This is a genomic window from Chitinophaga sp. Cy-1792 (assembly GCF_011752935.1).
GTDB lineage: Bacteria > Bacteroidota > Bacteroidia > Chitinophagales > Chitinophagaceae > Chitinophaga.
Map to the genome: position 1 here is coordinate 1,828,448 of NZ_VWWO01000001.1, position 13,829 is coordinate 1,842,276.

General features: G+C 43.3%; 12 protein-coding genes. 8 read left to right on the forward strand and 4 right to left on the reverse strand.

The window, feature by feature from the left end:
- Positions 1-197: 197 nt before the first annotated feature.
- Entirely contained in the window at positions 198-1,982 is a 1,785-nt protein-coding gene (locus F3J22_RS07505; protein WP_167015806.1) for a M14 family metallopeptidase, read from the reverse strand.
- 70 nt (positions 1,983-2,052) lie between these two features.
- On the reverse strand, positions 2,053-2,307 hold the full coding sequence (gene rpsT / locus F3J22_RS07510) for a 30S ribosomal protein S20 (protein ID WP_167015808.1): 255 nt from the start codon (positions 2,305-2,307) through the stop codon (positions 2,053-2,055).
- Between the two features lie 277 nt (positions 2,308-2,584).
- On the opposite strand from rpsT, the gene F3J22_RS07515 reads away from it, so the two are divergent.
- The 7 genes from F3J22_RS07515 (at position 2,585) to F3J22_RS07545 (ending at position 11,565) form a co-directional block, all read left to right on the forward strand.
- Complete coding sequence (locus F3J22_RS07515; RefSeq protein ID WP_167015810.1) at positions 2,585-5,341, forward strand: 2-oxoglutarate dehydrogenase E1 component; 2,757 nt, start codon at positions 2,585-2,587, stop codon at positions 5,339-5,341.
- A 110-nt stretch (positions 5,342-5,451) separates the two neighbouring features.
- Positions 5,452-7,011, forward strand: coding sequence for a 2-oxoglutarate dehydrogenase complex dihydrolipoyllysine-residue succinyltransferase (gene odhB, locus F3J22_RS07520; protein WP_167015812.1), 1,560 nt, complete (start codon positions 5,452-5,454; stop codon positions 7,009-7,011).
- Between the two features lie 180 nt (positions 7,012-7,191).
- Entirely contained in the window at positions 7,192-8,379 is a 1,188-nt protein-coding gene (locus F3J22_RS07525; protein ID WP_167015814.1) for an RsmB/NOP family class I SAM-dependent RNA methyltransferase, read from the forward strand.
- Between the two features lie 78 nt (positions 8,380-8,457).
- The gene (locus F3J22_RS07530; protein ID WP_167015816.1) at positions 8,458-9,012 is read left to right on the forward strand and encodes a hypothetical protein; all 555 of its coding nucleotides are present in this window, start codon (positions 8,458-8,460) and stop codon (positions 9,010-9,012) included.
- A 484-nt stretch (positions 9,013-9,496) separates the two neighbouring features.
- A complete protein-coding gene (locus tag F3J22_RS07535) occupies positions 9,497-10,216 on the forward strand; it encodes a hypothetical protein (RefSeq protein ID WP_167015818.1) in 720 nt (239 codons plus the stop codon).
- A 119-nt stretch (positions 10,217-10,335) separates the two neighbouring features.
- Entirely contained in the window at positions 10,336-10,932 is a 597-nt protein-coding gene (locus F3J22_RS07540) for a hypothetical protein (RefSeq protein WP_167015820.1), read from the forward strand.
- A gap of 30 nt (positions 10,933-10,962) precedes the next feature.
- Entirely contained in the window at positions 10,963-11,565 is a 603-nt protein-coding gene (locus F3J22_RS07545) for a hypothetical protein (RefSeq protein WP_167015822.1), read from the forward strand.
- 112 nt (positions 11,566-11,677) lie between these two features.
- On the opposite strand, the gene F3J22_RS07550 is transcribed toward F3J22_RS07545, so the two are convergent.
- A complete protein-coding gene (locus F3J22_RS07550; protein WP_167015824.1) occupies positions 11,678-12,187 on the reverse strand; it encodes a dihydrofolate reductase family protein in 510 nt (169 codons plus the stop codon).
- Positions 12,188-12,276: 89 nt separating this feature from the next.
- Between F3J22_RS07550 and F3J22_RS07555 the strand changes: the two genes are divergently transcribed.
- Complete coding sequence (locus F3J22_RS07555) at positions 12,277-12,663, forward strand: helix-turn-helix domain-containing protein (RefSeq protein ID WP_167015826.1); 387 nt, start codon at positions 12,277-12,279, stop codon at positions 12,661-12,663.
- 58 nt (positions 12,664-12,721) lie between these two features.
- Here F3J22_RS07555 and mnmA read toward each other — a convergent pair whose 3' ends face one another.
- Positions 12,722-13,825, reverse strand: a complete 1,104-nt coding sequence (gene mnmA, locus F3J22_RS07560) for a tRNA 2-thiouridine(34) synthase MnmA (RefSeq protein WP_167015828.1) — start codon at positions 13,823-13,825, stop codon at positions 12,722-12,724.
- Between the last annotated feature and the right edge of the window lie 4 nt (positions 13,826-13,829).

Below are 13,829 nucleotides of genomic sequence, written 5' to 3' on the forward strand. Positions count from 1 at the left end.
GTAAGAGACTACTGGTATAAGTTTGAGGTAGTTTACAAAGATAGGGCGTTACCCAAAGTCTAAATTATCCGGTATGAATTATACTGAATTTATTGAGTCAAATTGTGCTTTTTGACGTAGGTTTGAATTTATTCTCCGCATAATTTGCGGAGAATAAGCCCGTTATTCTCCGCAAATAATTATTTTTTAGGTAGATATTATCTCACTCTATACACCGGATACCTCAGATAATCCGGTTCGGCGTAAGGCGACTGCATAAATACCCAGCGTAACTGGGCTGATGCGTTGTTAGCGAAGGCTGTATCTGTTGCTTTCTTTTCTGCCAGGGCTTTTTGCACATCCGGGTGCTGTTTCAGCCACTCGTAGCCGGTGTCTTCAAACACATAAGGGCTGTAACCTTCCTTCTGGCCCAGGATGCCGTCGAAGAAATTCCAGGCAAAGTAGGAGTCGCCGGCGGTTGGCTCCAGTGTTTCGATGAGGAAGCGGTTAGCTACCTGGTTCATCGGGATATAGTAATCCCCTTTGCGGAAATGCATGGAATCCTTGGTGGTAGTCACTTTTACATCCGTATGAAGGAAGTGTTTCTCGAAAGGTTTGTTGTAGGATTTGTAGTCGGCAATATGGTAGACTTCTACCAGGATAGTCGTATCCCGGGAGAGGCGCTGCATGGAAACATTATTATTTTTCAGCAGGTCGATCACCGGCCACCAGCCTTGCGGGATGATATAGGCGGTAGGTTTTTCCACATAATTGCCGGCATTAAAGTAGTTGTAGAACTTCACCTGGCGCTCGTAAGGTTTGGTGCGGTCGTAGTAGAGGCGTGGCAGTCCGCTGATATCGCTGGGTTTATGCCCGGCGGTAAACCCTTTGAAGGTGATCATGCTGTACCTGGACATATCAGCGTTCCATTCCAGCGGGAATTTTTGTTGGGTAAGCACTGCTTTTTTGGTGGCGGCGCGGAGGTCGCGGATGGTGGTGCTGTTGTCGGAGGTGAATTTAATGAAGCATTCCATCAGGGCGTAGGTAGCTTTTACGCGTTGTGGATAAGGCTTCAGCATATGAGTTTCCGGAACAAAGCCGAAGGAGTGGAACAGGGTGGAATAGCCAGAGGAGTAGCGGGGAGAATCGTTGAATTCTACCCAGCCGCTGTCAGGTGTTTCGCCGAAGTGGTTTACATATGGCACCAGGTCGTAGCCTTTTTCTTTCATTAAATGGTAGAGTCCGGGTGTGAATTGTTGCTGCATGAATTCACCCATCGGGCCGCCCAGTTTATCGTGCTGGGTGGGCAATAATGTCATGATATGTTGATAATCAGCGCCGTTGCTTACGTGGTTATCGATAAATACGTCGGGATCTGTGAGGTGATAGATTTGGGCGAAACTGCGGGCATTTTTAGAATCATTTTTAATAAAATCGCGGTTTAAGTCGAGATTTTGGCCATTTCCGCGGGAGCCGAAGGCATCGGGGCCGTTCTGGTCTACGCGGTAGAATTCGCTACGGTTGAGTGCGCCGCCAATATTATAAACAGGAATTACGGCGAGAATGATATTGTCGGGGAGATGGGTTTTTCCCTGGGCGATGTCGCGGAGGAGCATCATGGATGCGTCGATACCGTCGGGTTCGCCAGGGTGGATACCATTATTGATGAGGATGATACGTTTATTTTTCTTCCGGAGGCTGGAGAAGTTAAAGTCTTTGGATGGGCTGTAGATGACCAGGTGTAGTGGATGTCCGGCATCGGTGGGGCCCATTTCCATGATTTTTATCTGTGGGAACTTTTTGGCGAGTGCCTGGTAGTATTGGATGACTTCGGGGTAGGTGGCGGTTTCGTTGCCGTTTGTTTTTTCGTAGCGTGTCTGGAGGTCCTGGCTATTGGAGATAAGTGGTAATAGGGCGGTGAAAATGGCTAGAAGCAGGACTTTTCTACCTGAAATGCGAAAAAATGCGGGGGAGTCTCCGCATATACTATAATTATTTCTCATATAACTGGATTAAAAAAACAAAAAGCCCTTCCCTTGAGAGGAAGAGCTATAAATATTGTTACTGAAGCAATTAAGCCAGAGAAGCTACCTTCTTAGCCAGCTTGCTTTTCAGATTTGCAGCTTTGTTTTTGTGGATAACGTTACGTTTAGCCAATTTGTCGATCATAGAAGCTACATCTGACAATTCTTTCTCCGCTGCCGCTTTCTCAGTAATCGCTTTCAGGTCACGGATGGCATTACGGGTAGTTTTACCGTAGTAACGGTTACGTTCATTACGTTTTTTGCTCTGACGTACGTCTTTTTTCGTTGCTTTATGGTTTGCCATTTTTCAAATTTCAAGTTTCGGACGGCAAAGGTAATACTTTTTCTAATAAAGTACAAAATAAAATTCCCCTACCGATAAAGGTGCAAATATAAGTGATTGATCGGTATCTTCTACATAATAAATCTGCTTATTATTTTATAATTTTTTACATACTCTGTAATGAAAAACGAGCGATATTTGCATTCCCATACATTGTATAATGTGGGAAATCTACCTATATGATGATGGGAATCAACAGAAAAGTATTTGAACTGAAGATCAGCAAAACTCGTTGTAAATGAAGGACTTCTCATTTGTCACCAACTCGCATCCTGCATACATAGAATCTTTATATCAGGATTTCCGCAAAGACCCTAATTCCGTAGACCCAGAATGGGTAAAATTTTTTGAAGGGTTTGATTTTGCAGTATCCAACGCTAATGGTAAGGCGGGACCCGCTGCACCGGCAGTTGCAGGAGGAGGGACACCGGTGACCAACGACCAGCTGGTAAAAGAGTTTGGTGTATATCGCCTTATCCAGGCATATCGCAAAAAAGCCCATCTGATCGCCAAAACCAATCCAATTCGCGAAAGAAAAGACAGAAAAGCCGGCCTCGAAATCACCAATTTCGATCTGAGCGATGCTGACCTGAAGACGGAGTTCTTTGCAGGTAGCTTCCTTGGCCTCGGCAAAGCCACGTTAGAGAATATTCTGGCATTCCTGAATAAGATCTACGCTGGTTCAGTAGGTATTCAATATACCTATATTAATGACCGTGATAAAGCTAAATGGCTCGAGAAAGAGTATGAAGCAGCCATGAGCACACCGTTATCACTGGAAAAACGTCGTCGTATCCTGATGAAACTGAATCAGGGTGTGATCTTCGAAAAATTCTTACACACTAAATATATAGGACAGAAACGTTTCGGTCTGGAAGGTGGCGAATCTACCATTCCTGCACTGGATGCTATGATCAGCGAGGCTGTTGAATATGGTGTACAGGAGTCTGTGATCGGTATGGCACACCGTGGCCGTCTGAACGTACTGGCTAATATCCTTGGTAAAACCTACGAACAGATCTTCAATGAATTTGAAGGGCTGGCGGTTCCGGACATGACCATGGGTAGCGGCGACGTGAAATATCACCTTGGGTTCCGTTCTCAGGTGGAGACAGCCTATGGCAAACAGGTAAACCTGCAGCTGATGCCTAACCCATCCCACCTGGAAGTGGTTGATCCGATTGTGATCGGATTCTCCCGTTCCAAAGCGGATGTTATTTATAACAGCGACTACGATAAGATCCTGCCTATCCTCATCCATGGTGATGCGGCTTTAGCAGGTCAGGGTATCGTTTATGAAGTGGCACAGATGAGCAAACTGAAAGGTTACTACACAGGTGGTACCATTCACTTTGTGATTAATAACCAGATTGGTTTCACCACTGACTTTGATGATGCACGTTCTTCCGACTACTGTACCAGCGTTGCATCTATCGTGCAGGCGCCGGTATTCCACGTAAACGGCGACGATGCAGAAGCGGTAGTAAAAGTATCTCAGCTGGCAGCCCGTTACCGTCAGGAGTTTAATGAAGATGTATATATTGATATGGTTTGTTACCGTAAACACGGTCACAACGAAGGTGATGAGCCTAAGTTTACACAACCTAGCTTATATGCACTGATCGACAAGCATCAGAACCCACGCGAGGTATATACTCAGTTCCTGCTGCAGAACGGCGAAGCCGATGCACAGACGCTGGCAAAAGAAATGGAAAAAGGATTCTGGGATGAGCTGCAGGCGCGTCTGGATGAGGTTAAACAACATCCGCTGCCTTATGTGAACCAGAAACCGGAAGAATGGTGGCAGGCATTGCGTAAGGCAACGCCGCAGGATTTTGACCAGTCGCCGGTAACAGCTATCAACGAAGATGAATTCAAACGTCTTTTTGATGGCCTGATGAAATGGCCTTCAGACTTTGTTCCTTTACGTAAGGTGAGCAAACTGCTGCAGGATAAAATTAAGCTCTACCAGGAAGAAGGTAAGGTAGACTGGGCTACAGGTGAACTGTTGGCGTATGGCAGTCTGCTGGTAGAAGGCAGAGACGTAAGAATGAGTGGAGAAGACGTGAAACGCGGTACTTTCTCTCACCGTCATGCGGTACTGTTCGATGAGAACACCAATGCGACCTACAGCCGTTTAGGTGAACTGGCTCCTGAACAGGGTAAATTCAGAATTTACAACTCACTCCTCAGTGAATATGGTGTATTAGGCTTTGAATATGGTTATGCTATGGCAACGCCTAACAGCCTGGTTATCTGGGAAGCACAGTATGGTGACTTCGTAAACGGAGCACAGACAGTGATTGACCAGTATATCAGCAGTGCAGAGCAGAAATGGACAACCCAGAATGGCCTGGTGATGTTACTGCCTCATGGTTATGAAGGTGGTGGACCAGACCACTCCAACGCGCGTCCTGAGCGTTTCCTGCAACAATGTGCAGAAGAAAACATGGTAGTAACCAATATTACCACTGCGGCTAACTTCTTCCATGCGCTGCGTCGTCAGCTGACATGGCAGTTCCGTAAGCCACTGATCAACTTCTCTCCAAAAGCGAACCTGCGTCATGTGGGTGCTTATTCTACCATGGAAGAATTTACCCAGGGTGGATTTAAAGAAGTACTGGACGATCCATATATCCAGGATACTTCACTGGTGAAGAAAGTATTGCTCTGTACAGGTAAAATGTATTTTGATCTGAGCGACAAACAGGCGAAAGAAGACCGCAAAGATGTGGCGATTGTACGTCTGGAACAGCTGTATCCGCTGCCGGTTAAACAACTGGAAGCTATCGCTGCCAAATATAAGGGAGCTACCTTCTTCTGGGTACAGGAAGAGCCGCTGAACATGGGCGCTGCATCTTACCTCCAGATGAACCTGAAACAGATCAACTACGGTGTTATCAGCCGTAATCCAAGTGCATCTACTGCCACCGGCTATGCTAAAGTGCATGCCCGCGAACAACAGCAGATCATTGATACCGCTTTTAACATCTAATAAAATATTCAAACTAATAAAACAGATACCTGTTATTAACTGTTAGACATTTCCAGAGCGTAAGTCTTTTCAAGACAGTCAATAACAGGTTCACCATCAACTGATAAAATATGGTTATCGAAATCAAAGTCCCTACGGTAGGCGAATCTATTAGCGAGGTAACAATTGCGAAATGGTTGAAAAAAGATGGAGATTATGTGCAACAGGACGAAGTACTGTGTGAAATGGAATCAGAGAAGGCCACCTTTGAGCTGAATGCAGAGAAGGCGGGAGTACTGAAAATTGCGGCGAATGCGGAAGAAGGCGCTACCCTGAAAATCGGAGATGTTGCCTGCACCATTGATACAGATGCGGCAGCACCGGCAGCATCAGCTGCTCCGGCAGCGGCACAAGCTGCGCCAGCACCTGCGGCTGCACCAGTTGAAGCAGCAGCACCAGCCGTAAACAAAGGGGTAATTGACATGAAGGTTCCTACAGTAGGTGAATCTATCAGTGAAGTTACTTTAGTGAAATGGACCAAAAACGATGGTGACTACGTAGAGCGTGATGAAGTGATTTGTGAGCTGGAATCTGAAAAAGCTACCTTCGAACTGAATGCAGAAGAAGCAGGTAAGCTGATCCTCGTTGCAAAAGAAGGTGATACCCTGAAAATCGGGGATGTAGCCTGCAAAATAGATACCGACGTTGCAAGACCAGCAGGTAAAGCACCTGCGGCGGCTCCTGCACCGGCAGCAGCTCCTGCAAAACCATCCGTTCAGCAGGCGCCTGTAACCAGCATTCCTAACGATATCAAAGCAACGCCTGTTGCTGCGGCCGTTATTGCTGACAAACATGTTGATCCATCTACAATTAAAGGTACCGGTGCACATGGCAAAATCGTAAAAGATGATGTATATGCTGCATTGCAGAATCCAGGTGTGGCTATCGGTCAGGAAATGTTCTCCCGTGGCGAACGTCGCGAGAAAATGAGCAACCTGCGTAAAACCGTTTCCCGCCGTCTGGTGGAAGCTAAAAACACCACCGCTATGCTGACTACCTTCAACGAGGTAGATATGACAGAAATCATGGCGCTGCGTGCTAAATATAAAGAGGTGTTCAAGAAACAACATGAAGTGAACCTGGGCTTTATGAGCTTCTTCACGAAAGCATGTTGCTTTGCATTACAGGAATTCCCTTCTGTAAACGCTTACATCGATGGAGAAGAACTGGTATACCACGATTATTGTGATATCTCTATCGCAGTATCAGCTCCTAAAGGACTGGTAGTACCTGTTATCCGTAATGCGGAGAGTCTGGATATGGCCGGCATCGAAAAAGAAGTACTGAACCTCGCTACCAAAGCGCGTGATAACAAATTGACGCTGCCGGAAATGACCGGTGGTACCTTTACTATCACGAATGGTGGTGTATTCGGTTCTCTGATGAGTACGCCAATCATCAACATTCCTCAGTCTGCGATTCTGGGTATGCACAAAATCCAGGAGCGTCCGATGGCAGTGAATGGTCAGGTGGTGATCCGTCCGATGATGTACATTGCGCTGAGCTACGATCACCGTATCATCGATGGTCGTGAGTCAGTAAGCTTCCTGGTACGTGTGAAAGAAATGCTGGAAAATCCTGAGCAGCTGCTGTTCGGTAAAGATCCGCTGAAAGCACTGCTGAAGCTCTAATCTGATAGTATTTAGAATTACATATTGGCCGTTTCTACTTAGTAGAGACGGCCTTTTTTATTGGATTTACTCTCCGGAAGTTCTCTCCCCGCCGTTGGCGGGGAGAGAACTTCCGGTTTTTGGAGGCTGCCGAAGGCAGCCTCCAAAAACCGGAAAGATGTGATTAAATAGCGCACCGGTGTGGGAAAGCCTTATCTTCGTGGCATGAGCCGTTGGGACAGTTATCTATTATCAGCAACAAAAGTTATCAATGCCTATAAGGGCGATCCGCCGTTGCATCATTTTCTGAAAGCATTTTTTAAGCAGCATCCGCAGATGGGGAGTCGCGACAGACGTTGGATTTCGCAGCTGGTCTATCACTACTACCGTTTGGGATGGTGGAAGCATGACACGGACGTATCGGAGCGTTTGTTATTAGGTACGTTTTTATGTGAAAATACGCCCAGCGATTTGCTGGCACAGCTGAAGCCTGAATGGAACGCGGCGGTGAATGCTTCATTGGAAGAGAAGTTGAAACTGAGCGGTAGCGGGCCTTTGGATGCAGCAGCACTGTTTCCTTTTGCAGACGAGCTTTCCGCAGGAATTGATGCGGACGCATTCGCGAAAAGTTATCTGCAACAACCGCATTTCTACATACGTATCAGGAATAATAAGCAGGAGAAAGTATTGGCTATTCTTGATAAAGCTGGCATCAATTATCAGCTGTGGGAGAATAAGACAACACTTGCCTTGCCTAATGGTACCAAGATTGAAGAGTTATTACCGGAGAAAAGCTGGTATGAAGTACAGGATGCCAGCAGCCAGCAAACGGGGTTGTTATTCAAACCGCGTAAGGGTGAACGCTGGTGGGATTGCTGTGCAGCAAGTGGTGGTAAATCTATTTTACTGAAAGATCAGGAGCCTGGTGTGCAGCTGTTGGTAAGTGATGTGAGAAGGTCTATCCTGGAAAATCTACAGAAACGCTTTGCAGCAGCAGGTGTCAAAAATTATGAAGAGCGTGTGGCAGACCTTACCAATCCTGCGTTTCCGGGTACGATGGGGAAAGTGAGTTTTGATGGGATTATATTAGACGCACCTTGTTCCGGTTCCGGTACCTGGGGCAGAACGCCGGAAAATTTATCTTTCTTTAAAAAAGAAGAAATTACAAAATATTCCGACCTGCAAAAGCGTATAGCCGCTAACGTTGTATCGTTTGTAAAACCTGGTGGATCATTAATTTATATTACCTGTTCTGTGTTTCGTGCAGAGAATGAGGATGTAGTTGATTTTATCGAAGCAAACAGTGATTTAAAGCGTCAGGAAGGCGGGATTATTACTGGTTATGGTAATGGTGCCGATACGATGTTTGCGGTGAAATTTACGAGGTAGAAATGATAAAAATATAATAATTTGAAAAAGGGATATCTCAAGATATCCCTTTTTTTATCTAGCAATACTATAGCTGACATGGAAGAATCAGAGATCTCGGAAAAGTTTCGTAAATATTTATGCAAAATTATTTTTTCGGCAAAATCGTATTATACTGTTTCAGGGGCGGATATTTCAGAAAATTATGCTGATAAGGTGTTGATAGGTAATAATAGTAACTGGTTATTCTTTGAAGAAGAAAAAGATTTGCTAACCTATATATTGAACACTGATTTATTGTTTGATCCAGCCAACATAAAGCAGTGGGCTGCATTATTTGACCCGCACTGCGCTCCATATGCAGTAGTAGATATAGATTCCCTGATAGCTGATGCCAATACTGAAGATTTGTATTGGGTGGATAAGGTATACAATAGCCTGGGAATTATTAATGATTATGCTATTCAAACCTCCAATGAATACTTGATAACATTGCTATGCCATGATGCTATTTCACAATTCAAAGAAGACGTAGCTGATTGCGTGCTTTGGGCTAAAACTGAAAAGGTAGAAACCTCAGTGGATTTGCTGGTGATAACTAATGTATTTAACAATATTTACCTGGAAATCAGTCGTCATATTGAGATTTGTTAATGAAGATAAATATTTGCGGATTATTACGGATTATGGTAATGGTGCCGATACGATGTTTGCAGTGAAATTTACGAGGTAGTAGATAAGAATAAGACATTGTAATACCATTAAAAAAGGATATCATCATGATATCCTTTTTGTTTATAATAGTGCTGGCGTATTTATTTTTTCTCTACATCAAATATGTAATAGGGGCTATAAATAGCGTATGTTTTAATTTAAATGAAGCCTTAATTATTTCGGAATAATTGTCAATAACACAAAAATTATTTTGATTGTGCCCTGAAAAAAGATATGTTATTTTTCGAAAACCTGATGAATTTCAGATGTTATTATGCCTGATTACTTCTGTTTAGTAATTAAGGTGATTGATAGATGATTGGTTCCTCGTTTTTATTAGATAAAGTACTGATATCCTGTTAAGAAGTATGTGAGATGTGGTCGCGCCAGTTCTGGCATTATAAACAACAAAAAATGATATTATATGTGGGAAAATGAGCAGAATAAACGCAAGAGGAGAAGGGTAGCTCGAGGCATTTTTATCTTGATTTTCTGTACCATCATATTGGAACTTTTTTGGAGCCTCCTACAAGATTCCGCTAATAACCCTATGCATATCTCAGCTGTATTATCGAGTGACTATCACCTGATCTCCGATAAGTATGCTGATAAGTTGAGCAATGGAGTCTCCTATCAAAGTCATAACAGAAATCCCGTTTTCGTTTTTCATTTTGATGGCAAATATCGTCTGGTAAGCTATAGAATAGATCTCAATAGCGATTCCTCATTAAGCAAAGTGTTGGAAGTAAGTAATAGAAGCGTTTATAGTTCCAGTTTCGTGATATATAATACTTTTCCTAATGCACTCTTCTTTACCTATAAATATCGTTCAGTGCAGGGTAAACCAGTCGCTCATATTTATATGACCCTTGCCGGTGATTCATTACAGCATATAGTAAAAAATGATAGTATCATTAGCGATTATCTAATTTGTAAAAATATGTCCATCAGGTATGAAGCTGAAGAACCATTTGATATTTTTGTAGTTGGACCAGATAGACTCTTCGGCGTTACCGCTAAATTTCCTATGGATTTATTGTTGCTAAAAAAAGATAGCACACTCCAATTAATGATATTGACACCAGATGATCCTGAAACAGGGATTGCCCCGGATTTGCTTTATAATATTGTTACAGGAAAATGATAGTCAGATCTTATAATGATCCCAATGGGGGATCTCGTCAATGAACTGCAGGCGGATTGGTGAACTATTGACATTGTTTGCACTGAATCAGCGATGACTGTAACATAAATACGTTACCTATGAAATTTTTAGCTTCTCTTTTATTGGCAATGTGCTTTACACCTTTGAATAAAGCCCCACTGGATACAGCGTTTGTGCTACGCTGGAATTTATCTTGCAAAACTGCTTATAATGATCTGATAAGTGATGCGCAGGAAAAAGAACGGGATGCATATGTGGAAGAGGACTATTTTTCAGCTTGGTTTCCTATAGATGAAAGTTTATTAGAAGAAAAAAGTCCGCGTCAATTATTCTTACAGGTATTAAATGACGAAAATGCCCGAGGTGAAAATTGGTCTGTAATAGAAGAAAGGAGAAGTGGCGAGGTGACAAGATTTATTAACTTCCTGGTATGCTATGGAAAAGATAGTGCAGATGTGTTCACCTATGTTAACGACTTCAAGTGGACAAGGTGGGTTTGTATTGAAAGGAGGAAAATGAAACTGACCGGTGCCGGACTTTTGGAGGATGAAGTAAGAGCACCGTTTCAAAAAGGAATGAATTATGGGACTGCTATAGTCACTGATTTTAAGAATGATAAACCAATTCGTGCGGGAGTTTTTTTATCGCATACCGTTCGGGAAAACAGCAATCTGGCAAAGGTGTTGAGGCATTAACGTTGGTTAATTAAATAATCTAAAAGTATTATGTACAAGTTAGCAATAACTTTATTCACAGTAGTTGCATTTTTATCCTGTAAGGAACCAGATCATAAACAACATAACAGGTTAATTGAAAATTGTATTCAGCAGGTCAGGTATATGATTGTTAGAAAGGATAGTGTCTGTTTTGAAAATTATCAGGTCGAACATAGAATGGAAGCGGATAGTACGACTATCTTACACTATGTGAATGGGCGGGATTCGTTTTGTATTTCAGTAAATAAAGAGAAAGGAGCATTCAGGTTAAAATATGGAACAGATGAATGGAAAACGCTCGTCATGTCTGATGAAAGATGGTATACTTTTAATGAAGCCAATATTAATCTTTTGCGATTGCAGGCAGACAAAGATGTTGCAGATGGTTCAGTGTCATTCTTTTACTGTGATGCATATGGTGTAGTGTTGTATAGGTCTGATACCTGGAGAAATGGTACCCGAATGGTGGCAGATCAGGATGGGGCGCACTTCCTGGAGCTAACGGCATTGCTGTATCGCCTGGAAACAGATGTAGATTTTATTACTAATCCAGTGACTATACCTATAACAAAATTTGCAACACCGATAATCAGCAGCTTAAGGAAAGAGTAAAATGACAATTAAGGTTGGTGTCACAATTTGTGATACCAGCCTTATTTGTTATCCAATAAAAAAATCCGACGTAAATATTTGCGTCGGATTTTTTATTGGATAACAAATACGTTTATGCTTTAGTCAGATGCAACTGCATAATGCTATCCGTTAACAGCTTATGTGCTTTCAGATTGTAAGCGGCTTCCAGGTTAAAATTGGTACCCAGTTCCCCGCCGTTACCGGTAATAAGTGGGATGTAGTTGAAATATATATCAGTCGGTAAGTTTTCATTCAGGAATGCATTATAGGTTTCTGTACCGCCACCTACAGCAATATTTTCGAATCCTTTGTCTTTTAAGTAGTTGATAGCTGCTTCGGCAGTATTTACCACCTTATATGCAGGGGTATCGTGCAGGGTGCCGGAAAGTATTACAACTTCCAGTCCTGCGAGGAATCCTTTCATTTCTTCAGGAAGTCGCTGGATAAATTCGAAGGTTTTTCTGCCGAGGACCATATTGCCTGCCTGCATGGCTACTTCTATAAAGCTGCTCACTGCTGCCGGTGGTGCCTGATGGTGTTGATTTTCAGATAATAATACTTTTCCGTTTGCGGAGATATTGGCTACTAATGTGATTTTCATAATTCAGTTTTTATTGTATGGTGCAAAGCTACAGTGAGGGCATATTATCTTCATTATCACTTACCTTTAGGAAAGTAACATTATTTACTATGATCTCTATTCAATTTGGGAACGAGATGCTTTGCAAAGAAGCGAGGCTGGCATTAAGAGATGCGATTGAGTTATTAAGTGGTAAATGGAAGATCTGTATTCTCCAGCAATTGGAATTCGGAGAAAAAAGGTTCAAAGATTTGCAGGAAGTAGTGGTGGGTATTTCTCCTAAAGTGCTGACGAAGGAGTTGCTGGAACTGGAGCAGAATCTGCTTATCACCAGAACGGTTAATAACACTAAGCCGATTACAGTATCTTATGCAATCACGCCATTTGCCCTGGAGGCGCAGGCGGTTTATGATGCGCTGCTAACCTTTGGTATTCAACAGCGAAAAAGAATAAAAGAGGCCGTTGCAGGTAATGGTGCGTTAGAGAAAGTGGGATAAATAAAAAAAATCCGCCTCTACTAAGTAAAGACGGATTTTAATGTTGTGATATATCGTGTTAGATAGATGTTGCACGCTGGATGATACCGCCACCTACGACATCATCGCCTTCATAGAAAACGGCTGATTGTCCGGGTGCGATACCTTTCACATTTTCGAAGAAGTTCACTTTTACGAGGCCTCCTTCATTATGCAGGGTGCTGAGGGCACCTTTATCTTTGTAACGGATTTTGGTAATTGATTCCATGCCATCCTGGATGGTATCGTATTTACCCATGTTGATACCGCTTACAAACATTTCATTTTTCTGCAGTTCATCTTCATTACCTAATACTACGGTATTGGTTTCCGGGATAATCTCTGTAACAAATACAGGACGACCCAGGGCAATTTCCAGCCCTTTACGCTGCCCGATGGTATAGAAAGGATAACCTTTGTGTTTACCCACAATCGTACCATCTGCCAGAACGAAGTTACCGCCATCTACCCTTTCTTCCAGTCCTTCTACTTTACGTTTCAGGAAGCCGCGGTAGTCATTGTCCGGCACGAAGCAGATCTCATAGCTCTCTGCTTTCTTTGCCAGTTCCGGGTAACCGAAATCGAAGGCCATCTGCCTGATCTCTGTTTTACGGTACTTACCTAACGGCAATATCGTACGGGCTAATACATCCTGCTGGATACCCCACAATACGTAGCTTTGGTCCTTTAATTCATCTATTCCTTTGCTGATAACATAACGGCCGTTATCGTGCTGACGAATCTGGCCATAGTGACCAGTGGCAATAAATTCGCAATCCAGTGCATCGGCACGCTTCATCAGGGCGCGCCACTTGATATGTGTATTACAGAGCACACACGGATTAGGCGTGCGTCCTGCAATATATTCGTCTACGAAGTTATTGATCACAAAGTCGCCGAACTCATCGCGGATATCCAGTACGAAGTGAGGAAATCCGTGGTGCACCGCTGCTGCGCGCGCATCATTGAATGAATCCAGGTTACAGCAGCCGGTCTCCTTCTTGCTGGCGCCTGCCGATGCATAATCCCAGGTCTTCATGGTGATTCCCACCACGTCGTAACCCTGTTCATGCAACATCAGCGCCGTTACAGTACTATCAATACCGCCGCTCATGGCAACCAGCACTTTTCCATGCTTGCTCATTTTT

Bases quoted from the DNA above. Each gene is read 5' to 3' on its own strand.
- F3J22_RS07505 (WP_167015806.1), bottom strand. From the start codon at position 1,982: ATGAGAAATAATTATAGTATATGCGGAGACTCCCCCGCATTTTTTCGC.
- rpsT (WP_167015808.1), bottom strand. From the start codon at position 2,307: ATGGCAAACCATAAAGCAACGAAAAAAGACGTACGTCAGAGCAAAAAA.
- F3J22_RS07515 (WP_167015810.1), top strand. From the start codon at position 2,585: ATGAAGGACTTCTCATTTGTCACCAACTCGCATCCTGCATACATAGAA.
- odhB (WP_167015812.1), top strand. From the start codon at position 5,452: ATGGTTATCGAAATCAAAGTCCCTACGGTAGGCGAATCTATTAGCGAG.
- F3J22_RS07530 (WP_167015816.1), top strand. From the start codon at position 8,458: ATGGAAGAATCAGAGATCTCGGAAAAGTTTCGTAAATATTTATGCAAA.
- F3J22_RS07535 (WP_167015818.1), top strand. From the start codon at position 9,497: ATGTGGGAAAATGAGCAGAATAAACGCAAGAGGAGAAGGGTAGCTCGA.
- F3J22_RS07540 (WP_167015820.1), top strand. From the start codon at position 10,336: ATGAAATTTTTAGCTTCTCTTTTATTGGCAATGTGCTTTACACCTTTG.
- F3J22_RS07545 (WP_167015822.1), top strand. From the start codon at position 10,963: ATGTACAAGTTAGCAATAACTTTATTCACAGTAGTTGCATTTTTATCC.
- F3J22_RS07550 (WP_167015824.1), bottom strand. From the start codon at position 12,187: ATGAAAATCACATTAGTAGCCAATATCTCCGCAAACGGAAAAGTATTA.
- F3J22_RS07555 (WP_167015826.1), top strand. From the start codon at position 12,277: ATGATCTCTATTCAATTTGGGAACGAGATGCTTTGCAAAGAAGCGAGG.
- mnmA (WP_167015828.1), bottom strand. From the start codon at position 13,825: ATGAGCAAGCATGGAAAAGTGCTGGTTGCCATGAGCGGCGGTATTGAT.